The organism is Arthrobacter dokdonellae (assembly GCF_003268655.1).
In the GTDB taxonomy this organism is placed as follows: Bacteria; Actinomycetota; Actinomycetes; order Actinomycetales; family Micrococcaceae; genus Specibacter; species Specibacter dokdonellae.
In genome coordinates this window covers 790,003-813,608 of record NZ_CP029642.1, presented here as the reverse complement: position 1 = coordinate 813,608, position 23,606 = coordinate 790,003, and the positions used below count along the sequence as shown (strand labels likewise).

The window sequence follows — 23,606 nt, the reverse complement described above, 5'->3', positions numbered from 1 at the left end:
AGTCGCGTTCGGCTCCGGGGGCAAAGGCTGGGATCATGAAACCATGACGAGAGAAACCCCGCCGCTGGCGCTGTTGCTGGACGTGGACGGCCCCATTGCCAGCCCCGTGACCCGCAACGTGTCCGCTGGCATCATCGCCAGCCTGATTGCCCTGGTGCGCGAGGGCATCCCCGTGGTGTTCAACACCGGCCGCTCCGACGCGTTCATCGCGGAGCAGGTCATGGGTCCCATGATCGACGCCGGGATGCCCGCCCGTTCCGTGGTGCACGCCATTTGCGAAAAGGGCGCCACCTGGTTCAGCTTCACCCCCAACGGGCCCGGCACCGTCCACCTGGACCGCGAGCTGGCCATGCCCGCAGCCTTCGGCGACGACGTCCGCGACCTCGTGGCCGCCCGCTATGCGGACCTCATGTTCTTCGACGAAACGAAACGGGCGATGGTGTCCGTGGAGCAGCAGGTCACGGTCGAGAACGCCGACTACCTGGCCCAGCAGGACCGTTTCGACGCCGATGTCCTGGCCCTGCTGGCCCGCCACGACTTGGGCGCCGTGCGCCTTGACCACCGGGCCCCTGCGACGTCCGGCCGCATCGACTACCGCGTGGACCCGACCATCATTTCCACGGACATCGAGTCCGTCCGGCTTGGCAAGGACCTCGGTGCCAGCCGCGCCGTCGAACTGCTGGCCGCGCAGGGAATTGTCCCCGGGGCGTGGCGGACCATGGGCGATTCCCGTACCGATTACGCCATGGCCGACTGGCTGCACCACCAGGACCATGAGGTCAAGCACGTGGACGTCCGCCCGGCCGACGGCGTTCCCGAGAAGCCGTACCCCGTCCTCACCTCGGTGGACGTCGGCCTGGGCCTGGACATCATCCACGACGACGCCGGCGCCGCCTTCCTGAAGGCCTGGCTCGACGCCGTCACGGCTTAAGCAGGCTGTTCCGCGAGGGCTGCTTCGACGGCCGCCACCAGCTCGGGCGAGTCCGGCGTCACGGCGGAGGCAAAGCGGGCCAGGATCACGCCGTCGCGGTTGAGCAGGAATTTCTCAAAGTTCCACTTGATGGGTTCGATGCCGTCCTTCGTCAATGCGGCGTACAGCGGGTGAGCGTCCGGGCCGTTGACGTCGGCCTTGGCGGCCAGAGTGAAGGTCACGCCGAAGTTCTTGCGGCAGAACTCGGCGATCTCCCCATCGCTGCCGGGTTCCTGGCCGCCAAACTGGTCGCACGGAACGCCGATGACCTGGAGCCCGCGGACCCGGTACTTCTCATGGAGCGCCTCGAGGGCATCGTATTGCGGTGTGAATCCGCACTGTGAGGCGACGTTCACCACCAGGACGGCCTTGCCGCCAAGCTCGTCGAGGCTGCTTCGGCTGCCGTCGTTGAGGGCCAGTGGGATGGTCTGCACGGTTTGCGTGGTCATGTTTTCAGTCTATTCCCCGCCGGTCAGCTGTTCCGTCCGCGCGCAGCCACCGCCCAGGTTCCCGCAGGCACGCCGTCCCGGACCAGCACCAGCTCGTCGGCGAGGTTGACGGCGGCGCACACGTGGTTGGGAACGGCGCGCAGGATGTCCCCGCGGCGGGGCAGGGGCACGCCGTCGGGGATGGCGACCGTGGCATGGTGTTCGGAGAGTGCCGTGATGCGGGCATCCGGCATGCCCAGGATCCGCCCGCCCCCGGTGGCCCACCCCGGCTGGTCGGCCCCGAGGACCTTGCTGCCCGCGTCGAGGATCACGTGGCGTCCGGCCCTGCTGACCACGGTCGTGACGGCGGTGAGGGCGAGGTCGTCCCAGCCGCAGGTGCCCAGCTCCACCTGCTGGGCATCGTTGAACACGTAGACGCCGGGACGGATTTCAGTGAGCACGCCGGCGTCCGCCTCCGCGGCGGTGGGCGTTGAACCGCCGCTGACGGTGCCCGCCGCAATGCCGGCGTCGGCCAGGGACGCCACCGCTGCGGCGAGTGCCGCCGCTTCCTCTTCAGCCGCCGGCCGGCGCTTTCCCGGCCCGTAGCCGTGGCCGGGAAACGTGAAGACGCCCGCCACGGCGAGCCCGTTGTCCATGGCCGCCCGCGCCACGGCGCCGGCCTCCTCCGGGCGGCAGCCGCTGCGGTGGTGCCCGCTGTCAACTTCCACCACCGCCTCCACGCCGCTGCCGGCCACGGCCTGGCCCAGCTCGCGGGCGGCCTCCACGGAGTCAATGCCTATGCGCAGCGCCGCACGGGACGCCAGCGACTGGATCCGGGCAGCCCGTGCCGCGGTGACCCACAAGGGGTAGGCCAGGAACAAGTCCGTGCAGCCGGCGTCGGCGAATACCTCCGCCTCGCCCAGGGTTGCCACGGTGAGCCCGGCGGCGCCCAGCTCGAGCTGCCGCCGGGCGATTTCCGGCACTTTGTGCGTCTTGGCGTGCGGCCGGAGGGACAGGCCGGCCGTTGCGGCCCGCCCGGCCATCCCGGCAAGGTTCCGGTCCATGATGGCTGTGTCAACACACAGGAATGGCGTCGAGGGGAATGCCGGGGCGTCAAAGTTGGTCTCGTCCATGGCCTCATGATGCCACCGTGGACGGCGCCGGCGCCAAGCCGGCGCCAAGCCGGGGCCGCAAAAGACGGGGAAACAAAGTAGTCCCGGAGCCTGCCAGGGCAGGTCCGGGACTACTTGATGTGTGCGGAGGATGGGGGATTTGAACCCCCGAGGGCGTTAACCCAACACGCGTTCCAGGCGTGCGCCATAGGCCGCTAGGCGAATCCTCCAGCTTGCCGTGGCGAACACGGCAGGTTCAAGAGTACCTGACGATGGACCCAAGTCACGAATCGGGCGCCACCGCCCCGGGCGGAGGGCAAGAAATAGGGGTAGTAGGGCCCCGTTCAAGCCCCACTACCCCCATTTCCCGTGCGGTCCAACGGAAGGCAGACCTACTATCCGCGGACGGGCGCCTTCCGGCGCCGGTCCCGCATTCCGCCGCGGTGCTCCCTCCGCGGTGGCGTGCATTCGCAACATTACAACATTGTCACGCGCACGTGACATTTTTGGCCAAATATTTCGAAAATTAATAGGTGGATGTCTTGGCACGACATGTCCGCACCCTGTTCGGGACATGCGGGAAACTGACATGCGGCATCGTGACTTGCAGCATGGGAGCGGCGGGCGGCGGCCGTGCCGGTTCACCGCCGGCCGTGCCTACCGCAGGCCGTGTCGGACCGCGATGGCGGCGACGACGAAGCCGGCGACCCCGAAGACAGTGGTCAGGATCCACAGGATGGCCTGCTGGTCGGAGTGGTGGTGCACGCGCTGGGTGCTGTTGGTGGAGTAGGACTCGATGCGCAGCAGGGCCGAAATGCCGCAAATGAAAGCCAGCGCCAGAAAAATCCATTGAAGAATTCCGTAGATCATGACGAGCGTCATCTCCTCATCGCCTCGGGCGGCAGGGGCATGGCGGCCCGGGGCTTCATTGCGGCTATCAATAGGAGCGCCCCTGTGGCGAACGTACCACCCCGGCCTGAAAATTGGTATGGTCCGGACGCAGCAATGGGGCCAGGAACGGATTCGCCCGTCCCGGTTCAGTCGGGTAGGCTGGTTCCCGGCCCCTCATGTGGCGTCACCCTGTGAACTCCCCCAGGACCGGAAGGTAGCAAGGGTAAGCGGGCTCTGGCGGGTGCATGGGGGGTCTTTATATTTCCCTGTACTTATCCCCAGCTTCGGGACGAATCCGCCGATGCGGACGGCCATATGTCAGGCAGATTGGATAGGGTTTTATTTGTGAGCGCACCAACAGCCCTTTACCGCCGGTACCGTCCCGATTCGTTCGCGGACGTGATCGGCCAGGAGCATGTGACCGCTCCCCTCATGGCGGCCCTGGAAAAGAACCGGGTCAACCATGCCTATCTCTTTTCCGGCCCGCGCGGCTGCGGAAAGACCACCTCCGCGCGAATCCTGGCCCGCTGCCTCAATTGCGCCCAAGGCCCCACCTCCCACCCCTGCGGCACTTGCGACAGCTGCGTTGAGCTCGCCCGGGGCGGCTCCGGCTCGCTGGACGTCATTGAGATCGACGCGGCCAGCCATGGCGGCGTGGACGACGCCCGCGACCTCCGCGAGCGCGCAACCTTCGCCCCCATCCGGGACCGCTACAAAATCTTCATCATTGACGAGGCCCACATGGTCACGTCGGCCGGCTTCAACGCCCTGCTGAAGATCGTTGAAGAGCCACCGGAACACATCAAGTTCATCTTCGCCACCACGGAGCCGGACAAGGTCATTGGCACCATCCGCTCCCGCACGCACCACTACCCGTTCCGCCTGGTGCCCCCGGAACCGCTCATGGCGTATTTGGCACGCCTGTGCGAACAAGAGAGCGTGCCCGTGGCCCCCGGGGTGCTTTCGCTGGTGATCCGCGCCGGCGGCGGATCCGTCCGCGACTCGCTGTCGGTGCTAGACCAACTCATGGCCGGCGCGGGAGCGGCGGGCCTGGACTACGAGCTCGCCGTCGACCTGCTCGGCTACACCCATGCATCCCTGCTGGACGACGTCGTGGAGGCCCTCGCTGCCGCCGACGCCGCCACCGTGTTTAAATCTGTGGATCGGGTCATCCAGACGGGGCATGATCCCCGCCGTTTTGTCGAGGACCTGCTGGAGCGCTTCCGCGACCTCATCATCGTCCAGGCCATGCCGGAGAGTGCCCACGCCATTTTGCGCGGCACCCCGGATGAGCTCATTGCCCGGATGCAGACGCAGGCGGCCCAGCTCGGCGCGTCCGAGCTCTCGCGGGCCGCGGACGTCACCAACACGGCCTTCAATGAGATGACGGGCGCCACCTCCCCGCGCCTGCATCTGGAACTGCTGGCGGCCCGCCTCATGCTGCCCGGGGCGGATTCCTCCGCGCGGGGCATGGCCGCGCGGCTTGATGCGATGGAACGCCGCCTCAACTACAGTGGCGCCCCGGCGGGCGCGGACTCCGGCGCCGCCGGGCTTCTTGCCGCCGCACCTGGCGCACCGGCACCGAGTACGACGACGTCTCCCGCCGCCGCCCCCCCGGTTGCGTCGGGCGGCGGGCTGGCTGCCGTCCGGGCCCAGCTGGCCAAGGCCAAGGCCGAAGCTGGCGCGCAGGTGGCGAGCCGACGCCAGGACAGCGCGCCGGATGCTCCGGAGGTACGGGCGGGAAGGGCTCCTGCCGTCGCTGCCCCGGCCGACCCCCAGTGGCCCGCGGCATCGGATCCCGAACGGACCCCAACGTGGGACGACCTGGAACAACCAGCTTCCGCGGCACCGGCCACCCAGCCGGGCGAAAGTGGCGCGTCAGCCAGTCGCGCGGCTGTCTCCGGCGCGAAATCACCGGCCGTCCCGCCTTCATCGGAACACGCGCCTGCCCCCGCACCGCAGCGGCCATCTTCGCCTGCTGTGCCGCAGTCAGCTGCGCCTGCAGGACCGGCCGCCGGTGGCGGCACAGGGATCGAAGTCATTCGGCGTGCATGGCCGGAGATACTGTCCAACCTCAGCAACATCCGCAAGGCTTCCTGGGCCATGGTGAACCAAAACGTGGTGCCCCGCGCCTTCGACGGTGAAACTCTGCGGATCGCGCTTCCCACCACGGCCCTGATTCAAACGTTTGGCAACAGCGGCCACGCCGACAACCTCCGCCAGGCCATCCACACGACCCTGGGGATCACCTGCCAACTTGACCCCATCACGGGCGATGCCCCGGGATCGAGCGCTGAGCCAAACCCAAAAGGACCGGCTGACAGGCTGGCCGGCAGCGCCGGCCAGCCGGCCTCGGGCATGGCTCCGGCCGCCCCCGCCGGCACCCCGCTGTCCGGGCCCGCGCCGGATGACGCGACGCCGGCTGAAGCCACACCCGCCGACGCGACACGAGGTGACGCGACGCAAATTGACGCGAAACAAACTGACGCCACGGGGGTTGGCGGGGCGGTTTTTGGACACGCCGCCGCTCCGCGCCCGGGATCATCGGAGCCCGCGCCCGCGGCGGGTCCAGGTCGGCCGTCGACCCTGACATCGGCTGTGCAGCCGCGGAACGCTGCGCCGCCCCCCGAGGCGCAGGACCCTGCAGCAGCCCACGCCTCACCATCGGACGCTGGGTCATCCCACGACGAACGGGTCGATGCAGCAGCCCAGGCCTCATCGTCGTCCGACGCGCCGCTCCCGGCCCGACCCGAAAATCGCAATGGTCCGGCCGAGCCCCGGACGCGCCCGGGCGTTAGCGTTTCGGACTGGGAGGGACCCATCCCGGACGAGCCCGCCTGGGATGATGAGCCGCCGTTCGATGACTGGGCGGAGCCTGCACCACAGCAGTTCCGCCACCCCACGGCGGCCAGTGACGGTCCCCGAGACGGTGGCGTTGCCAGGCCTGCCGTGCCCGAACAGCCGCGCCCCGCCCAGGGACCAGCTGACGACCAGGTCAGGGAGCCGGACACGGCCCCCACGGGCATGCCGCCCCGCGGAACCGGCGCAAGCGAACCTGCGCCCGCGCCGGCGGCGGCTGCGCCGTACCGCCCCAAGGTGTCGTCCATCTCGGCGTGGACCACGGGCTGGGACGTGCCCGCCGACCAGGCGTCGGAGACACGGCCGGCAGCACCTGAGGAGAAGGCCGCACCCCGCCGCAGCCAGCTGCTGGCGGCACAGGCACAGCAGTCCGCCAATCCGAACAGCCAGCAGGACTCCCCCCAGGACTGGGGAGTCTCCTTTGGCGGGCCGTCGCGAAACACCGTGGCCGACCCCGGCTGGGGCACCCCTGCCAGTGCACCCGACTGGGCCCAGCCGGCACCCCCCTCCGCCGACGACGCGCCGGACGGTGCCAGCCATGTCAGCGGCGCTCCCAACGAGGCATCCGGCCCAGCAGGATCGGACTCGGCAGGGAATGGTCCAGCGGCAAACGGCCAGGCCGCTTCCCCGAAGCCGGCGGCGTCCGGTCTGGTTCCCGCCACGGGGGCTGGCGGGACCGGCGTCGCACCACGGCGGGAACCCGGGCGGACAGAGTCCGGAGGAACGGCGTCGCACGCGGCGCCGGAAGCACCTGCCCCCGCGGCCCGCGAAAAGCTCAGCATGTACCAGCGTCTCTCCAACAGTCCGGAGGCCCTGGCGGGACGCACGCGCGTGCAGCCGCGCCCGGTGGATGCTCCCTATGTGGAGGACGTGCCGAGCCCTGACGACGTGACCATCGAGGAATCGGGCGTGGCCGGCCAGGCCGCCGTGGAGCGTATTCTGGGCGGACAACTGGTGGAGGAAAGGCCGCTCAACGGCGGCGCCTACTGACCCGCCCGCACGTCCGCCACTTTCACCCGCCAGCTTTGAAACCAAAAGAATTGAGTCACCAGTGTACGAGGGAGCAGTCCAGGAGCTTATCGACGAACTGGGGCGCCTGCCGGGCATCGGGCCCAAGTCCGCACAGCGGCTGGCCTTCCACATCCTGGAGGCGGAGACCGAGGACATGCAGCGGCTGGTCCGATCCATCATCACCGTGAAGGAGCGCGTGAAGTTCTGCACCATCTGCGGCAACGTCACCGAATCGGAAACCTGCAACATCTGCCGGGACGAGCGGCGGGACCCCACCGTCATCTGCGTCGTGGAGGAATCCAAGGACGTGCTGGCCGTGGAACGCACGCGCGCGTTCAGGGGCCGCTACCACGTGCTCGGCGGCTCCATCAATCCGATCGCGGGGATCGGGCCGGACCAGCTGCGCATCCGCGAACTGCTGGCGCGGCTCAATGACAGCAAGATCGAGGAAATCATCATCGCCACGGACCCCAACCTGGAGGGCGAGGCCACCGCAACGTACCTGTCGCGCATGCTGAAAACCATCGGCATCACCGTGACCCGCCTGGCCTCGGGCCTGCCCGTCGGCGGCGACCTGGAATACGCCGACGAGGTCACGCTGGGCCGCGCATTTGAGGGCCGCCGCAACGCACTGACCTAAACGTTTCCCTCCCGCCCCCCGAGGTTCGAGATAACGACCGCTCCCTCCGTTGAGGTTGGAGATGACGACGCCTCTGAGGAACGAAGAGGCGTCGTCATCTCCAACCTCAACGGGTGTGCGTGCGCGAAAGCCCCGCCAGCCGCTCCCGCGTCGGCGTCCCCGGCGTGGGCACATACAGGACAAAGTGCAGCTCGGGCGCGTCGGAGGGCACCAGCCGGTGCTGCTCAAAAACCAGTTCGCCCACGGCCGGGTGCACAAACACGCGCTGCCGCGAGGAAAAGCCTTCGACGCCCCGGTCCGCCCAGATGCGCGCGAACTCCGGGCTGGCCGCCTGAAGCCTTGCCACCAGTGACGCGTGGGCGGTGGACCCCAGCCGGGGCCCCGCCTCAGCGCGGAACTCGGCCACAAAGTGGCGCGATGTCTCTTCCCAGTCGGGCAGCATCCTGCGCAGCTGCGGGTCCGTGAAAATCAGCCACAACAGGTTCCGCGCGGCCGGGTCGGTCTCGGCAATCCGCGAATACAGCAGGCCATACGCGCTGTTCCAGCCGGCGATTCCCCAGTCCGGGGCCACCGCAAACGCGGGAAAATCCAAGGCGTCCAGCAGCGCTTGCAGGTGCGTCGGCGCGGCCTCGATCACCGCCACCTCGTCGGCGGGGACGGCGGCATACCCTCCCATGGCCAGCACATACTGCTGCTCGGCGGCGGTCAGGCGGAGCACGCGGGCCACCGACTCGAGCACCTGGCGCGAGGCATTGATGTCACGCCCCTGTTCCAACCACGTGTACCAGGTGACGCTGACGGCGGCGAAGGCGGCGATTTCCTCGCGCCGCAGTCCCACCAGGCGGCTGCGGCCAATGGGGGGAAGGCCCAGCTCGGCGCGGACCAGGTTGCCGCGGCGGTCGCGCAGGAACTGTCCCAGCTCCCGGCGTCGTTCTTCTAACACGTACGTAAATCTAGCACTGCCACTACTAGTAGCAGCACCGTCTTCCGCAGCCGGCGCCGACGCTGGTTGACTGGTTTTATGCCTTCACTACGTTCACGCACAGTCACCCACGGCCGCAACATGGCGGGGGCCCGCGCCCTCATGATGGCCTCCGGCGTCGCCAAGGCGGACATCGGCAAGCCGATCGTCGCCGTCGCCAACTCCTTTACCGAGTTTGTCCCCGGCCACACGCACCTTGCCCCCGTGGGCCGGATCGTCTCCGAGGCCATCCATGCGGCCGGCGCCATCGCGCGCGAATTCAACACGATCGCGGTGGACGACGGCATCGCCATGGGCCACGGCGGCATGCTCTACTCGCTGCCCTCCCGCGACCTCATCGCCGACTCCGTCGAGTACATGGTCAACGCCCACTGCGCCGACGTGCTGGTGTGCATCTCCAACTGCGACAAGATCACCCCCGGCATGCTCATGGCCGCGCTGCGCCTGAACATCCCCACCGTGTTTGTCTCCGGCGGCCCCATGGAGGCCGGCCGCGTCACCCTGACCGACGGTTCCGTCCGTTCGCTGGACCTGGTCAACGCCATTTCCGACGCCGTGGACTCCTCCGTTTCCGACGCCGACATCGACCTCATCGAGGCCAACGCGTGCCCCACCTGCGGATCCTGCTCGGGCATGTTCACCGCCAACTCCATGAACTGCCTCACCGAGGCCATCGGCCTGTCGCTGCCCGGCAACGGCTCGCTGCTCGCAACCCACACCGCGCGCAAGGCGCTCTATGAGCGAGCCGGAGCCACCGCCGTCGCGCTGGCCAAGCGCTACTACGAGGACGACGACGCCTCCGTCCTACCGCGCTCGATCGCCAGCTTCGAGGCGTTCGACAACGCCATGGCCCTGGACATCGCCATGGGCGGCTCCACCAACACCATCCTGCACCTGCTCGCCGCGGCGCAGGAGGCGGGCCTTAAGTACGACCTCGAGGACATTGACGCGAAGTCCCGGATGGTGCCCTGTCTGGCGAAGGTGGCCCCGAATGTGGCCGGCGACAAGACGTATTACATGGAGGACGTGCACCGCGCCGGCGGCATCCCGGCCCTCCTGGGCGAGCTGAACCGCGGCGGGCTGCTGCACACGAACGTCACCTCCGTCCACTCGGACAACCTCAGCGACTGGCTTGACGACTGGGACCTGCGCGGCGGCAAGGCCACCGACGAGGCCAAGGCGCTGTGGACCGCAGCCCCCGGCGGACAGCGCTCCTCCACCGCGTTCTCACAGTCGGCCGAATGGACCTCCCTGGACACCGACGCCGCCGGCGGCTGCCTGCGCGACGTCGCGCATGCCTTCTCCAAGGACGGCGGCCTGGCCGTGCTGCGCGGCAACATCGCCCTGGACGGCGCCGTGGTCAAGACGGCAGGCGTGGACGAATCCATCTGGACGTTCGAGGGCCCGGCCGTGGTGTGCGAGTCCCAGGACGAGGCAGTGGAGAAGATCCTCAGCAAGACCGTCAAGGCCGGCGACGTGGTGGTCATCCGCTACGAGGGACCGCGCGGCGGCCCGGGCATGCAGGAGATGCTGTACCCGACGTCGTTCCTGAAGGGGCTGGGCCTGGGCAAGGTCTGCGCGCTCATCACCGACGGCCGCTTCTCCGGCGGCACCTCCGGACTCTCGATCGGCCACATCTCCCCCGAGGCTGCCGCCGGCGGCACCATCGCCCTGGTGGAGGACGGCGACCTTGTCCGGATCGACATCCCGAACCGGTCCCTGGAACTCCTGGTTGACCCGGTCGAGCTGGACGCACGGCGCGAACTCCTCGAGGCGAGCACCGGCTACCGCCCGGCGGCCCGAGAACGCGAGATCTCCGCGGCCCTGCGCGCCTACGCCTCCATGGCCACCAGCGCCGACAAGGGCGCCGTCCGGCAGATCCCGGACGACGTGGTCTTGATGAGCGCGCCGCGGACGTCGGTGCCCGTCTCCTAGCCCCTCCGTTGAGGTTGGAGATAATGACGTCCTTGGGATGTCATTATCTCCAACCTCAACAATTTGGCCGCCGGTCAGGCCACCCGGGTGCCTTTCGGCAATCTTCGTGCCGGCGTGCGCAGCGCCCGCCACCCCAAGGCCAGGATGCCTGCCGCAACCAGCAGTTGCAATCCAAGCCCCAGCGGCCACAGGGGCACCTTTTGCTCAATGTACGACGGCGCGACCTTGCCTCCCGCGCACTGGTACGTTGCGTCGGGTCCCGCCTGCAGGTAGCGGACACCTTGGCTAATGGATTCAAAGGCCCCTCCGGAGTAGCTCCGGTCCCCTGTGTGCAACGGGAATGGGATGGCGTCGGCCACCACCACAAACGGGTTCAGGCCAAGGATCCACGCCACCCGCTCCGTCCGCGCCGCCCGCTGCTCCACCAGCGGTCCAAAGCACGCATATTCGGCGTTCTGGCCCGTGATGTCCTTCGGCTGCGGCGGGGCCGGGTACAGGTCGGGACTGCCGCCGTCAACGTATGTCCCATCCACGTATTCACCATCCCCGGAACTGTCCCCGCTGCCCTGATACGCGGCGGCATTTTTGTAGTACACCTGATTGGCCTCGACGGTGCCTTCGCTGACCAGGCTGCCCAGTCCAAAGGCAACAAGGGTGCCCAGGCCCAATGCGGCGACCACCATGTAAGTGACCACAATGGAGAACAAGGGCCGGGTGGCGAGCGCCGAAATGCCCACCCCGATGGCGCAGACAATCCCCACTTCCACGGCCAGCATGGCCAGTGCGACCACGATCTGCCACGCCCCCAGCCCGCCCTGGAGGACGGCAAAGACCAAAAAGGGCAGGCTGGCCACCAGGAACGCGAGCCCCGCAATCCAGGAGGCCAGGAACTTGCCCCACAAAAGCTGGCCGGGCCGCAGCAGTGTGACCTGCAGGACGGCCAGCGTACCCGCGGCCCGGTCCCCGTTGACGGCGTTGGCGGAGAGGGCCGGCGCGACCAGCAAGGCAAACAGCAGGACAAAGGCCAGCACCACTTCAAAGATCATCGATCCCAGCTGGGGCCCAACGTAGCCGAAGCCGCCGTTGTTGTAGCTTGACTGGGCCTTCCAACTGGACCAGGTAAACGCCGTGACGATCGCGATGACCGCCATCCAGACCACCAGCATGATGTACCAGCCTCGGGAGCGCAGCCGCTGGCGCAATTCCATGCCGACCACCGCCCACGCCCCGGAAAGGCAGGCGCCGAACCTGCCCGGGCCATGCCCGTCCTTGGGTGCCGCGGCGGTCCCGTTACTCATGATGGTCATCGTTGTTCCACCTCCAGGCCAAGATAGCTCTCCTCCAGGGCGCCCGCGGCGGGGGCAAAAGCCGTGACGGCCACTCCGGCGCGCACTAAATCGCTCAGAAGTTGCGCGGCACGGGCCTCCGTGGCCACCGCCACGGACACGGATTCCCGGCGGCCGGTCCCCGCCTCGAAGGCCACACCCAGCCGTGTCAACTCCGCAGCCGCGGCGGCAGGATCCAGGGCCGTGATCGCGTAGCGGCGGCCCTGCGAGGCGGCCTGTTCCACGCTTTGGGCCAGGACAGTGCGCCCGGCGCTGACAAAAACTGCGCGGTCGGCGATTTCATCCAGTTCCGCCAGAACGTGTGAAGAGACGACGACGACTTTCCCTTGCGCCGCGAGCCCCCTCAGGATGTGGCGCAGGGAGACCCGTGAGCCCGGGTCAAGCCCGGAGGCCGGTTCGTCCAGCAACAGCACGTCGGGATCATGGATCAGCGCCCGGGCCAGGCTCAGCCGCTGCTGCTGGCCGCGGGAGAGCACGCGCGCCTTTTGGTCTGCGAGTTCGGTCAGTTTCACCAGTGCCAGCAACTCGTCGACGCGGGCCGGGATGCCGGCCTTGGGCAGCCGGTAAAACTTGCCCATGACGGTCAGGATTTCGCGGGCTGTCAGCGCCTCCCACACGCCCAGCGTGTCGGGCATCCAGCCAATCCTTGCCCGGGCGGCGGCGGGCTCCTTCAGCGGGTCGATCCCCATGACGCGCACGGTGCCGGTGTCCGGGGCCAGCAGGGACGCCAGCATGAGCAGAAGCGTGGTTTTTCCAGCGCCATTGGGGCCGATCAACGCCGTCACTTCGCCGGCAGGCGCGTGCAGGTCCATGCCGGCCACAGCCTTGACGGCGCCAAAGCTCCGCGAAACCCCCACGGCGGCCAGTCCGCCATATATGTCCGTTTCCATAAATGCCCCAATGTCGCGCTCTTTGGCGGCCGCGGCGCGGCCTTTGCCCATCCTAAGGTGGGACCGGGAGCGAAAGCCTCATCCCGCCGTCGGACATTTGCTGGGGATGGCCGGGCAGAAAGGACGTGTCCGTCATGTGGACGCCCGGATTCCGGAACGGCGGGACGCGGGGGATAAACTGGCTGCAACTGCCCTCCGCGCCGAACATGCCGCACAGGCCGCGCGTGGCGCTGTTCGGGAGTGAACGGCAGCGAATGAATTCCCCTAAAAGTTGTTGCGTTAGGTTAGCCGATGAGTGTGCACCCATGAGCTTGATCGTCCAAAAGTACGGTGGATCGTCCGTGTCCGATGCCGCCGGCATCCTCCGTGTTGCCCGCCGCGTGGTGGCGACGCAGAACGAGGGCCACGAGGTGGTGGTGGTGGTCTCCGCCATGGGCGACACCACCGACGAGCTGCTGGACCTGGCCGGCGAGGTGGCCGAGCACCCTCCGGCACGCGAGCTGGACATGCTCATGACCGCCGGTGAGCGCATTTCGATGGCCCTGCTGGCCATGGGCATCAGCGCCGAAGGCGGCGTGGCCCAGTCATTCACGGGCAGCCAGGCCGGCATGATCACGGACGGCATCCACGGCAAGGCCCGCATCATCGACGTGGATCCCCACCGCGTGCGGACCGCCCTGGACAAGGGCAAGGTGGCGATCGTGGCCGGCTTCCAGGGCATGAGCCGCACCACCCACGAGATCACCACGATGGGCCGGGGCGGCTCGGACACCACCGCCGTCGCCCTGGCAGCGGCCCTGAACGCGGATGTCTGCGAAATCTACACGGACGTGGACGGCGTCTATACAGCCGATCCGCGCGTGGTCTCCAGCGCCCAGAAAATCACCAAGATCTCCAGCGAGGAGATGCTGGAGATGGCGGCGTCCGGCGCCAAGATCCTGCACCTGCGCTGCGTGGAATACGCGCGCCGCTTTGGCCTGCCCATCCACGTCCGGTCATCCTTTAGCGACAATGAAGGCACCTGGGTGCTGCCCAGCCCCGACGACAAAATCAAGTTCACAGAAGGAGTTGCCTTGGAGCAGCCCATCATCTCCGGCGTGGCCCACGACCGGTCCGAAGCCAAGGTCACCGTGGTTGGCGTCCCGGACATTCCAGGCAAGGCCGCCATGATCTTCGGCATCATTGCCGGGGCGCACTCGAACATCGACATGATTGTGCAGAACATCTCCACCAAAGGGACCGGCAAGACCGACATCTCCTTCACGCTGCCCATGGTGGAGGGCGAGGAGGCGCTGTCGGCCCTGCGCGGCCGGCAGGCTGATGTGGGCTTTGAGGACCTGATCTATGACGACAAGATCGGCAAGCTGTCCCTGATCGGCGCCGGGATGCGCTCCAACCCCGGCGTGTCCTACAGCTTCTTCCAGGCTCTGTCCGACGCCGGTGTGAACATCGACTTGATCTCCACCTCCGAGATCCGCATCTCCGTGGTGACGCGCGCGGACCTGCTGGACACGGCCGTGCGCGCCGTGCACAAGGCGTTCGGACTCGACGGCGAGGACGAGGCCACCGTCTATGGCGGCACCGGCCGCTAGCCCACGACTCGTTCGCTACGCGGGTTCATCGTCCTTTTGGATGGCGTAGTGGTGGCCGTCGGAATCGGTGCGCTGCTCGATGTGCGCCAGTTCCTTCTCACTTTCGTCCTCAAACGCGTCATGCTTGTGCACCACCGGTGCGTCCATGTCACCTTGATCTGCCGGCCCGAAGACCTTCTGGAACTTTTCCGTGGCGTGCATGAACTTGGTGACGAATTTGTCGTCATGTGCCATGATCAACAACCCCTCTCCGGCTGGACATCATGTGACTGATATCCCATCATCCTAGTCGGCCCGGGGCCGAAAAGATAATAAAAACATGCCCTAATTGGCGGCGCGCCGCCAGTTAGCGCAGGGACTCGTCGTTCGGATCCTTGGGCACCAGGTACGTGGTCCCGTCGGCCCGCGTGACCGCGGTCCACTGCTCGGCCGCAGCCTGCTGCCGGGCCAGGAGGTGCCTATTTTCCTCCGTCATCTCATGGTCCAGCGGGCTGCTGTGGGCGGGGCCAAAGATCACGCGCAGGCGGCCGGTGAAGCGCATGAACCGCTGGACAAGGGGCTCGTCTGCCATGGGAAATCCTTCGATCATGTGGGCAACAATTCAATCCATAGTACCCTTTTGGTTAGTGCACTAACTAATTCCGCCGTCGACCCGAGGAGAGATTCGTGACCGCTCAGGACAATGATCTGCTGCTTGAACGCCAGCTGTGTTTCGGGCTCAGCGTCGCCTCGCGCAGCGTCATCGCGGCCTACAAGCCGGTGCTTGCCGAGCTGTCGCTGACGCACCCGCAGTACCTGGTCATGCTGTCGCTCTGGGAGCAGGCACCGCGGCAGGTCAAGGACATTGGCGAGGCCCTGCTGCTGGAACCGGCGACCCTCTCCCCCCTTCTCAAGCGCCTCGAGGCCCTGGGCTACGTGACGCGGCACCGTTCCGCCGCGGACCACCGGGCGCTGGCCGTGGACCTGACCCCCGCCGGCGCCGCCCTGCGGGAGAAGGCATTGTCCGTTCCGGGGACCATGCTGGCCCGGCTGGGCCTGGACCGCGCGACCGCCATGGCCCTGCACCGCAGCATGATGGCGCTGATCGACGCCGCAACCCGGGCGGACGGCGCATCCGCCCCCGCGCGGCATGCCCGATAATTGGGGACATGAGAACTTCCGTCACACCGCCGCAGAACGCCGGCGGATTATCCGTCACGGCGTCCCTAGCCCCGGAATCGTGGCGCGAACGGGAAGCGGCCCACCAGGAACGTGTGGACCGCTACGCACTTCCTTACCTGGCCCGCCGCTCTACCGGGCTGAAGCACCCGGTCGAAGACTTCCTGTTCACCTATTACACGCAAAAGCCCGGCCAGCTGCGACGGTGGCACCCGGGCGCGGGCGTGGTCCTGGAAGGCGCCGAGGCACGGCTGGATTGGAAGTTCTACCGCCCCGCCACCGGCAGCGACCCGTCCGCGGACGACGCCGGCACCCGGGTTCCCGGGGCACCCGGCCCGGGCGCCGGCGTCGTGCTTGACGCACGGGGGTTCCTGGAGCAGCGCCGGGAAGCGGTGGACTTTGCCCGCATCATCCTGGGCCGGACGGCTGCCCGGCCCGCGCAGTTTGGCTGCTTTGGCCTGCACGAATGGGCCATGGTGTACAGGCAGGAGGCCAACCAGGTCCGGCACGAATACCTAGACCTGCGGCTGGGCCCGGCCGGCACGGACGCCGTCGTGGAGGAGAACAGGATCCGCTGCACGCACTTTGACGCCTACCGTTTTTACACGCCGCAGGCCTCAGGGCGCAATGAGCTGACGCCCACGCGGGCGAACCAGCGCGACTTGGAGCAGCCGGGCTGCCTGCACGCCAACATGGACCTGTACAAGTGGGCGTACAAGCTCTCGCCGGCCCTGCCCAGCGAGCTGGTCATGGACTGCTTCGAACTGTCGTGGCGGATCCGTGCCATGGACATGCAGGCCTCGCCGTACGACCTCGCCGCATGGGGCTACCCGCCGATCCCGATTGAGACGGCGGCCGGCAAGGCGGACTACGTGGCCCGCCAGCGCGCCTTCAGTGCCGAGGCCGCCGTGCTGCGGCAACGGCTCGGAGCGGCGCTCGGGGTGCTTGACGCTTCTGCCGGCTGACCCCCACCTCCGACGCTCCTGCAGTTCAGGGCGGGATATCCACGACGCTCCCGCAGCACCACAGGGCGTCCGCAAAAACCACCCCGGAACTGCAGGAGCGTCTGTTAGCAGCGTTCGAAGGCCGCGCATGCCGTGAGCACCCCGGCCAGCGTGCGGGTGCCGCTGCCGTGCGCCAGCATGCCCGGGTGCCTGCGGGCATGGCGGCGCGGTTGGCCGGACCACCGGGCGGGAACTGAAACCATGAAGAAACCCCATCGATGGCTGGGGCCGCCCCGCCGTGCGGCGAGACGGCCCCGTCCACTCGTTGCCTGCTACGGGGTGACGTGGAAGGTCCCGAAGGAGACCGGGGCTCCGTCCTTGTCCAGCAGCACCAGCGTGTCCCGGCCATTCTTGGTGCCCACGGGGACCGTGAACGTGATGGTGCCTTCGGCGTCGGCCAGGAACCAGCCGAACCGCTGACCGTGCTGGTTCAGGTACACGTAACCCCACTGGCGGGCGGGTGCGCCGTGCACGGTGACGGTGTCGCCCACGCGGTACTTGCCGTCCCGCAGGCCCAGGTCAACCGGCGGCTGACCGTTGAGGTTGGCCCGTTCGACGGCGGGGCTGGCCGCCGGCTTGGGAGGCATCGTCGGCAGCACGACGGCGGCCGCGGCGAGCGCCACCGTGGCCGTCTTGGCGCCGTTGTGCCCGGTGGCCGCCACCGTGGATGCCCGGACCTGCCCGGCGGCCAGCTCGTCGGCCGTCACAGTCCGGCTGGACGTGAACGTGGCGGACTCGCCAGGAGCCAGGACGGCGGCCGGCGAGCCGACGCCGGCAGCGGCCACGTCGGTGAGTGCCACGTTGCCGGAGTTGGTCAGGGTGACGGTGGTGGTGGCGGTGTCCCCGGTGTTGGCGAATCCGTTGCCGTCGGCATCGTTCCAGGCCACGGTGGCCGTGCCGGAGAGCTGCGGGTTGCGCACCAGCAGGTCAACTTCGTCGCCCGTGACGGTGTAGTTCTGCGTTGCCGCGCCCGTGCCGGTGACCTGCCACGTTGTCACCGGGACAAAGAAACCGTTGGCTGCTTCCTCCGCGGTGACCACGTGCTTGGGCGTGGTGCAGTTGTAGCTGCCCCAGACAGGCAGGGACATGTAGCGGCAGTTGCCGGCGCCCGGCGGCAGGAAGGGTGCCACGTTCCCGGACTGGGGCACCACGGCTTCGGTGATGTTGCCCGTGCTGGCCACCGCGAAGGAATACGGCACGGAATCGCCGGCCGCGTACGGGTTGGCTGCCAGGTCGCGGCCGGAGTCGTTGCGGGCGCCGGTGATGGCCGCGCCCACGATGGTCGCTGTGGCGCCGCCCGTGATGGTCACGGGGACGGAGGCGGTGAGCACGTGGCCCAGGACGGTGGCCTGCGCGGTAATGCTGGTGCCGCCCGCCTTGGCGTAGGCCGGGAGGGTCACGGGAACGGTGACCACCACCTGGCTGCCGGCCGGGATCGTGGGGACCTGCACGGAGCCGAACTGCCAGCCGGGCAGCGGTGCAAACGTCGCGGTGGCCCCGGCAATGGGGGCGGCCGAGGTGTTGGTGACCGTCAGCGAGGCCGAAACCGTGGCGCCGTTGTCTCCGGTGACGGGTGCGGCCTTCAGCCCGGCGTCGCAGAACGCGTCGATCCAGCCGGCATTGAACTGGCCGAACGTGATGGTGTTGCCGTCGCCCTCGTACAGGATCCCGTAGTTGCCGTTGGAAAGGGCCGTGATGGTGGAGTAGCTCATGGTGCCGGGCTTGAACTGCTTGCCGGCGCTCCAGGTCGCCCCGTCGTCGCACGAGTAGCGGACCGTGCCGTTGGATCGGGAGGAGCGGTTGTTGGCGTTGGAAAACAGCAGCACCTTCGCTGCCGCGGTGCCGTGCGCGGCGTCCGGGAACATGCGGGTCAGCCCCGCGTTGTTGGTGGGGTCCACCAGGGCGGAGTCGTAGCGGACGGCACCGTAGCTGGCGCCGCCGTCGGTGGAGATGGCCACCTTGCGGCCGCCACCGTTGGTGCTGTCGCGCGAGTTGAGCATGACGCGCCCGTCGGAGAGCTCCACCACCTTGTTTTCATCCATGCCGGTGCCCACAAAGGCCCCGCGCTGCCACGTCTTGCCGTGGTCGTCCGAGTAGACGCTGTAGGCCTGGATCACGGTGCTCCCGTCGGCCTGCTTGACCTTGCCGGCGTATTGCTGGATCAGCCGGCCCTTGTACTGGCCGTACTTCAGCTGGATGCCCTCGCCGGAGGACGCGAACATGCCCGCGACCCCGCCGACGTTGGCCACGCCGTTGACCGTGGTTCCTGCAGGTTTCGCCACGGAGGTGGCCAGCGGGCCCGCGAAGCCGGCGTAGGGGGACCCGGCGGGATAGCCGGGCGGGACGGGCAGCGTGGGCATGTTGGCCGGGTCCGTGGACCAGCTCAGGCCGCCGTCGGTGGAGACTGAGACCTCGGTGCTGATGACCTGTCGGTCGGCGTCGTTGTTGCCGAAGGTGCTGCCGCCAAAGCCCTGGTCCTTGGAGTAGACGTGGAAGTTGAACACCGTGCCGGTTTCCTTGTCCACCACGAAGCTGGGGTCGCTGAAGCCGTAGCGCAAGGTTCCGGCGGCTGCGACCTGGCCGCGCGCGATGTAGGTGGGAGCGCCCCACGTCTTGCCGCCGTCGGTGCTGCGGCGCTGCACAATGGAGTTGGCCGACGGCGCGTCCCCGCCATCGGGACGTCCGTCGTAGGCTGCCAGCAGGACGCCGTTGCCCAGGTCGGCAAGGGCCGGAATGCGGTAGTACTTGCCCAGGACGGGGTCAATGGCATTGTCCCCGTTGCTGGCCAGCACCTGTTCCGTGTAGCTTGGGGCCGGCGGAGCGGCATCCGGGGCGGATGGGACGGCGGCAAGGGCCGGGGAAACCATGCTGGCGAGCAGGCCCGCGCTCAGCGCGCAGGCGGCGGCCATCCGCGGCACGCCCTTCCATCGGCGCAATTTGTCGGTGGACTTCATGTGATCCTTTCAGGCGGCCCTCATCGGCCGCAAAGAATTGGAGGCAACTCATCCCGCCCAGTCCCAAGGTTCTGGGAGGTGGGACGTGGTACCACCGTACTATGTGATGGATCACATGGACAGTCGCCGGCCGAAACCCGCCGCAATGTTTCGCCCACGCCGCGGAGGCGGCCGCCGAACAGCGGCTGCGAGCTGCGCCACACCAATTCTGGGAGTTCGCAAACACTCGGTAGAATGGGAGCGCAAGCTCGCGGAGCGCTAGATCGTTCAGGCCCCTGGCCTGGCCAAAGAACGGCGTAAGACGGCAATCCGTGGCCACCCCCCTTCTCAACAGGAGTCCAACGGATGCCCCGGATCGTTGTCGATGTCATGCTCAAGCCCGAAATCCTCGACCCGCAGGGAAAGGCCATTGTTGGCGCCCTTCCGCGTCTGGGTTTCACCGCTTTCTCCGCTGTCCGCCAAGGCAAGCGTTTTGAATTGACCGTTGACGGCGACGTCACCGATGAAATCCTCTCCCAGGCCCGCGAGGCGGCGGAAACCATGCTCTCCAACCCGGTCATCGAAGACGTGGTCAACGTGGAAGTTGTGGCGGACCTGCCATGACTGAAACCCCCCTGATCGGCGCCTACCCGGCGGGCCCTGCCGACGCCCCCCTGAACGGCGCCCGCATTGGCGTCGTCACGTTCCCCGGCACGCTCGACGACCGCGACGCGGCCCGTGCCGTGCGCGTGTCCGGCGCCACCGCCGTCGAACTCTGGCATGGCGATTCCAGCCTGGGCGGCGTGGACGCCGTGATCATCCCCGGCGGATTCTCCTACGGCGATTACCTGCGCGCCGGCGCCATTTCCCGCTTTGCCCCCCTCATGGGTGAAATCGTCAAGGCGGCAACCGGCGGGGCATCCTCGAATCCCCTGCCCGTGCTGGGCATCTGCAACGGCTTCCAGATCCTGACCGAGGCGCACCTGCTCCCGGGCTCCATGATCAAGAACGACCACCTGAAGTTCCTGTGCCGCGACCAGGTCCTGCGCGTGGAAAACAACTCGACCGCCTGGACCAACGCCTACGCGGCCGGCCAGGAGATCACCGTCCCGCTGAAGAACCAGGACGGCCAGTACATCGCGGACGAGAAGACCCTGGACGCACTGGAGGCCGAGGGCCGCGTCGCGTTCCGCTACGTGGGCGGCAACCCGAACGGCTCCCGCCGCGACATCGCCGGCATCGCCAACGCCGCCGGCAGCGTGGTGGGCCTCATGCCGCACCCGGAGCACGCGGTGGAGGCCGGCTACGGCCCCGGCCACACGGGCACGGACGGCCGGGGCTTCTTCACCTCAGTCTTGAACACGCTTCTGGGAGGCAAATAAATGGGCGAGATCTCGACAGGCTCGATCAGCGAGCCGACGAAGAAGTTTAACATCGACACCGTTGAAAACGCCGCCGTGACCCCCGACGTCGAGCTGCCCTGGGCCGAGCTGGGCCTGAAGCAAAACGAGTACGACGACGTCGTCAAGGTTTTGGGGCGCCGCCCCACCGGCGCCGAGCTCGCCATGTACTCGGTCATGTGGAGCGAGCACTGCTCCTACAAGTCCTCCAAGAACCACCTTCGCCAGTTTGGCGAGAAGGTCACCGAGGAAATGAAGAAGGACATGCTGGTGGGCATCGGCGAAAACGCCGGCGTCACCAACCTTGGGGACGGCTGGGCGGTGACGTTCAAGATCGAAAGCCACAACTCGCCGTCGTTCGTGGAGCCCTACCAGGGTGCCGCGACCGGCATTGGCGGCATTGTCCGGGACATCATCTCCATGGGCGCCCGCCCCGTGGCCGTCATGGACCCGCTGCGCTTCGGCGCCATCGACCACCCGGACACGGCCCGCGTCATGCACGGCGCCGTGGCCGGAATCGGCGGCTACGGCAACTCGCTGGGCCTGCCGAACATCGGCGGGGAGATGGTCTTTGACCCGATCTACCAGGGCAACCCGCTGGTCAACGCGCTGGCCGTGGGCGTTATGCGCCACGAGGACATCCGCCTGGCCAATGCCTCCGGCCTGGGCAACAAGGTGGTCCTGTTCGGCGCCCGCACCGGCGGCGACGGCATTGGCGGCGCCTCCGTGCTCGCCTCCGAGTCCTTTGATTCCACCAAGCCGTCCAAGCGCCCCGCCGTCCAGGTGGGCGACCCCTTCGCCGAGAAGGTGCTGATCGAGTGCTGCCTGGAACTGTTCAAGGGCTCCCTGGTGGAGGGCATCCAGGACCTGGGCGCCGCGGGCATCTCCTGCGCCACCAGTGAGCTGGCCTCCAACGGCGACGGCGGCATGGAGGTTGAGCTGACGTCCGTGCTGCTGCGCGACCCCACCCTGACGCCGGGCGAGATCCTCATGTCCGAGTCGCAGGAACGCATGATGGCCGTGGTCTCCCCGGAGAACGTGGCCGCGTTTGAGTCCGTCATGGACAAGTGGGCCGTGGAGTACTCCTGGCTGGGCGAGGTCACGGACACCGGCCGCCTGATCATCAAGTGGGAGGGCGAAGTCATTGTCGACGTCGACCCGCGCACCGTGGCGCACGACGGCCCCGTCTACGACCGCCCGTACGCCCGGCCCGAGTGGCAGGACGCCCTGCAGGCCGACACGTTCACCGGTTCCGTGCAGGACGCCGGACGGCCGGCCACCGCCGAGGAGCTGAAGGCCGCCGTGCTGGAGCTCATCGCCTCCCCCAACATGTGCTCCAAGGACTGGATCACCAACCAGTACGACCGCTACGTCGGCGGCAACACGGCCATGGCGTTCCCGGACGACGCCGGCGTGATCCGTGTGGACGAGGAAAGCGGCCTGGGTGTGGCCCTGGCCACCGACGCCAACGGCCGCTACACCTTCCTGGACCCGTACCACGGCGCCCAGCTGGCCCTGGCCGAGGCCTACCGCAACGTCGCCACCTCCGGCGCCATTCCCATGGCCGTCTCCGACTGCCTGAACTTTGGCTCCCCCGAGGACCCAAACGTCATGTGGCAGCTGGCCGAGGCCATCCGCGGCCTCTCCGACGCCTGCATGGAACTGGGCATCCCGGTCACCGGCGGCAACGTCTCCCTGTACAACCAGACCGGCTCCACGCCCATCCACCCCACCCCCGTGGTGGCGGTCCTGGGCAAGTTCGACGACGTCGCCCGGCGCACGCCGTCGGGCTGGGCCGAGGACGGGCAGGCCATCTACCTGCTGGGCACCACGGCCGCCGAACTGGACGGCTCCGAGTGGGCCAACCTCCGGGGCCACCTGGGCGGCCTGCCACCCAAGGCCGACCTTGCACTGGAGCGCGAGCTGGGCGAGATCCTCATCAACGCCTCCCGCGACGGCATGATCGACTCCGCCCACGACCTCTCCGAGGGCGGCCTCGCGGCAGCCCTGGTGGAGTCGGCGCTGCGCTTCAACACCGGCGCCCGGGTTGCCCTGGACGAGGTTGCCGCCCGCGACGGCGTGGACCTCTTCACGCTGCTGTTCTCCGAGACGCAGGGCCGGGCCATCGTGTCCGTCCCGCGCAGCGAAGAGGTCCGCTTCAACGACATGTGCACGGCCCGCCGCTTCCCGGTCTCCCGGATCGGCGTCGTGGACGCCGCCGGCGGAGCCCTCGACGTGCAGGGCCTGTTCACGGCGACGCTCGACGAGCTCGGCGCGGCACACGAAGGGACCCTGCCGAAGCATTTCGGCTAGCCGCGCACCCGCGCACCCCGCTCACCCGCGCACCCCGCGCACCCCGCGCACCCGGCGACTATGTTGCAGCAGTTGGACCGATTTCGTCGATTTTCACTGTTTTTGGTTCTGTGATCTCGCATACCTTATTGGACAGTTTTGT

Annotated in this window: 20 protein-coding genes, 1 tRNA gene and 1 other RNA gene; 11 read left to right on the top strand and 11 right to left on the bottom strand. The window is 68.1% G+C overall.

The features are described from left to right. Positions 1-43 precede the first annotated feature (43 nt). On the top strand, positions 44-931 hold the full coding sequence (locus DMB86_RS03730; protein ID WP_113716602.1) for a Cof-type HAD-IIB family hydrolase: 888 nt from the start codon (positions 44-46) through the stop codon (positions 929-931). Here the strand turns inward: DMB86_RS03730 and DMB86_RS03725 are convergent. The 4 genes from DMB86_RS03725 to DMB86_RS03710 form a co-directional block, all read right to left on the bottom strand. Next, positions 928-1,419 (bottom strand): glutathione peroxidase, encoded by a 492-nt coding sequence (locus tag DMB86_RS03725; RefSeq protein WP_113716601.1) that lies wholly within the window; start codon positions 1,417-1,419, stop codon positions 928-930. The genes DMB86_RS03730 and DMB86_RS03725 overlap by 4 nt on opposite strands. A 23-nt stretch (positions 1,420-1,442) precedes the next feature. After that, positions 1,443-2,531 carry an alanine racemase gene (locus DMB86_RS03720; RefSeq protein WP_113716600.1) on the bottom strand — a complete coding sequence of 363 codons (1,089 nt, stop codon included), beginning with the start codon at positions 2,529-2,531 and terminating at the stop codon, positions 1,443-1,445. Between the two features lie 124 nt (positions 2,532-2,655). After that, positions 2,656-2,740: transfer RNA gene (locus DMB86_RS03715), tRNA-Ser, on the bottom strand. A 427-nt stretch (positions 2,741-3,167) separates the two neighbouring features. Further along, the gene (locus tag DMB86_RS03710) at positions 3,168-3,380 is read right to left on the bottom strand and encodes a hypothetical protein (RefSeq protein WP_129545454.1); all 213 of its coding nucleotides are present in this window, start codon (positions 3,378-3,380) and stop codon (positions 3,168-3,170) included. A gap of 186 nt (positions 3,381-3,566) precedes the next feature. Here DMB86_RS03710 and ffs point away from each other — a divergent pair. The 3 genes from ffs to recR all read left to right on the top strand — a co-directional run bounded on the left by ffs (position 3,567) and on the right by recR (position 7,911). Then, positions 3,567-3,662: signal recognition particle sRNA small type (gene ffs, locus DMB86_RS03705), an RNA gene on the top strand. 84 nt (positions 3,663-3,746) lie between these two features. Beyond that, on the top strand, positions 3,747-7,250 hold the full coding sequence (locus DMB86_RS03700) for a DNA polymerase III subunit gamma and tau (RefSeq protein WP_227878584.1): 3,504 nt from the start codon (positions 3,747-3,749) through the stop codon (positions 7,248-7,250). 61 nt (positions 7,251-7,311) lie between these two features. Beyond that, positions 7,312-7,911: a recombination mediator RecR gene (gene recR / locus DMB86_RS03695; protein ID WP_113716597.1), complete on the top strand. Its 600-nt coding sequence runs from the start codon at positions 7,312-7,314 to the stop codon at positions 7,909-7,911. A gap of 106 nt (positions 7,912-8,017) precedes the next feature. Here recR and DMB86_RS03690 read toward each other — a convergent pair whose 3' ends face one another. After that, on the bottom strand, positions 8,018-8,854 hold the full coding sequence (locus DMB86_RS03690) for a helix-turn-helix transcriptional regulator (protein ID WP_113716596.1): 837 nt from the start codon (positions 8,852-8,854) through the stop codon (positions 8,018-8,020). 78 nt (positions 8,855-8,932) lie between these two features. Between DMB86_RS03690 and ilvD the strand changes: the two genes are divergently transcribed. Beyond that, positions 8,933-10,828 (top strand): dihydroxy-acid dehydratase, encoded by a 1,896-nt coding sequence (ilvD, locus tag DMB86_RS03685; protein WP_113716595.1) that lies wholly within the window; start codon positions 8,933-8,935, stop codon positions 10,826-10,828. A 74-nt stretch (positions 10,829-10,902) separates the two neighbouring features. On the opposite strand, the gene DMB86_RS03680 is transcribed toward ilvD, so the two are convergent. Both DMB86_RS03680 and DMB86_RS03675 read right to left on the bottom strand, forming a co-directional pair. Continuing rightward, complete coding sequence (locus DMB86_RS03680) at positions 10,903-12,126, bottom strand: ABC transporter permease (RefSeq protein WP_113719323.1); 1,224 nt, start codon at positions 12,124-12,126, stop codon at positions 10,903-10,905. A 5-nt stretch (positions 12,127-12,131) separates the two neighbouring features. Then, a complete protein-coding gene (locus DMB86_RS03675; RefSeq protein ID WP_113719322.1) occupies positions 12,132-13,064 on the bottom strand; it encodes an ABC transporter ATP-binding protein in 933 nt (310 codons plus the stop codon). Positions 13,065-13,369: 305 nt separating this feature from the next. On the opposite strand from DMB86_RS03675, the gene DMB86_RS03670 reads away from it, so the two are divergent. After that, positions 13,370-14,656 carry an aspartate kinase gene (locus tag DMB86_RS03670; RefSeq protein WP_171814351.1) on the top strand — a complete coding sequence of 429 codons (1,287 nt, stop codon included), beginning with the start codon at positions 13,370-13,372 and terminating at the stop codon, positions 14,654-14,656. 15 nt (positions 14,657-14,671) lie between these two features. On the opposite strand, the gene DMB86_RS03665 is transcribed toward DMB86_RS03670, so the two are convergent. Then, the gene (locus DMB86_RS03665; protein ID WP_113719320.1) at positions 14,672-14,890 is read right to left on the bottom strand and encodes a hypothetical protein; all 219 of its coding nucleotides are present in this window, start codon (positions 14,888-14,890) and stop codon (positions 14,672-14,674) included. Between the two features lie 112 nt (positions 14,891-15,002). Continuing rightward, the gene (locus DMB86_RS03660; RefSeq protein ID WP_113719319.1) at positions 15,003-15,227 is read right to left on the bottom strand and encodes a hypothetical protein; all 225 of its coding nucleotides are present in this window, start codon (positions 15,225-15,227) and stop codon (positions 15,003-15,005) included. A 95-nt stretch (positions 15,228-15,322) separates the two neighbouring features. Between DMB86_RS03660 and DMB86_RS03655 the strand changes: the two genes are divergently transcribed. Both DMB86_RS03655 and DMB86_RS03650 read left to right on the top strand, forming a co-directional pair. Then, a complete protein-coding gene (locus DMB86_RS03655; protein ID WP_113716594.1) occupies positions 15,323-15,796 on the top strand; it encodes a MarR family winged helix-turn-helix transcriptional regulator in 474 nt (157 codons plus the stop codon). 8 nt (positions 15,797-15,804) lie between these two features. Then, entirely contained in the window at positions 15,805-16,779 is a 975-nt protein-coding gene (locus tag DMB86_RS03650; RefSeq protein WP_113716593.1) for a 3-methyladenine DNA glycosylase, read from the top strand. Positions 16,780-16,883: 104 nt separating this feature from the next. Here the strand turns inward: DMB86_RS03650 and DMB86_RS20495 are convergent, their stop codons facing one another. Both DMB86_RS20495 and DMB86_RS03645 read right to left on the bottom strand, forming a co-directional pair. Then, positions 16,884-17,021, bottom strand: a complete 138-nt coding sequence (locus DMB86_RS20495) for a hypothetical protein (RefSeq protein WP_171814350.1) — start codon at positions 17,019-17,021, stop codon at positions 16,884-16,886. Between the two features lie 69 nt (positions 17,022-17,090). Beyond that, a complete protein-coding gene (locus DMB86_RS03645) occupies positions 17,091-19,772 on the bottom strand; it encodes a sialidase family protein (RefSeq protein WP_113716592.1) in 2,682 nt (893 codons plus the stop codon). 345 nt (positions 19,773-20,117) lie between these two features. Between DMB86_RS03645 and purS the strand changes: the two genes are divergently transcribed. From purS to purL, 3 genes are read left to right on the top strand one after another with little or no spacing between them, the layout of a single operon-like run. Continuing rightward, the gene (gene purS / locus DMB86_RS03640) at positions 20,118-20,375 is read left to right on the top strand and encodes a phosphoribosylformylglycinamidine synthase subunit PurS (protein ID WP_113716591.1); all 258 of its coding nucleotides are present in this window, start codon (positions 20,118-20,120) and stop codon (positions 20,373-20,375) included. Next, positions 20,372-21,133 (top strand): phosphoribosylformylglycinamidine synthase subunit PurQ, encoded by a 762-nt coding sequence (purQ, locus tag DMB86_RS03635; RefSeq protein ID WP_113716590.1) that lies wholly within the window; start codon positions 20,372-20,374, stop codon positions 21,131-21,133. The genes purS and purQ overlap by 4 nt, the downstream gene beginning before the upstream one ends. Continuing rightward, the gene (purL, locus tag DMB86_RS03630) at positions 21,134-23,464 is read left to right on the top strand and encodes a phosphoribosylformylglycinamidine synthase subunit PurL (protein WP_113716589.1); all 2,331 of its coding nucleotides are present in this window, start codon (positions 21,134-21,136) and stop codon (positions 23,462-23,464) included. The last annotated feature ends 142 nt before the right edge of the window (positions 23,465-23,606 follow it).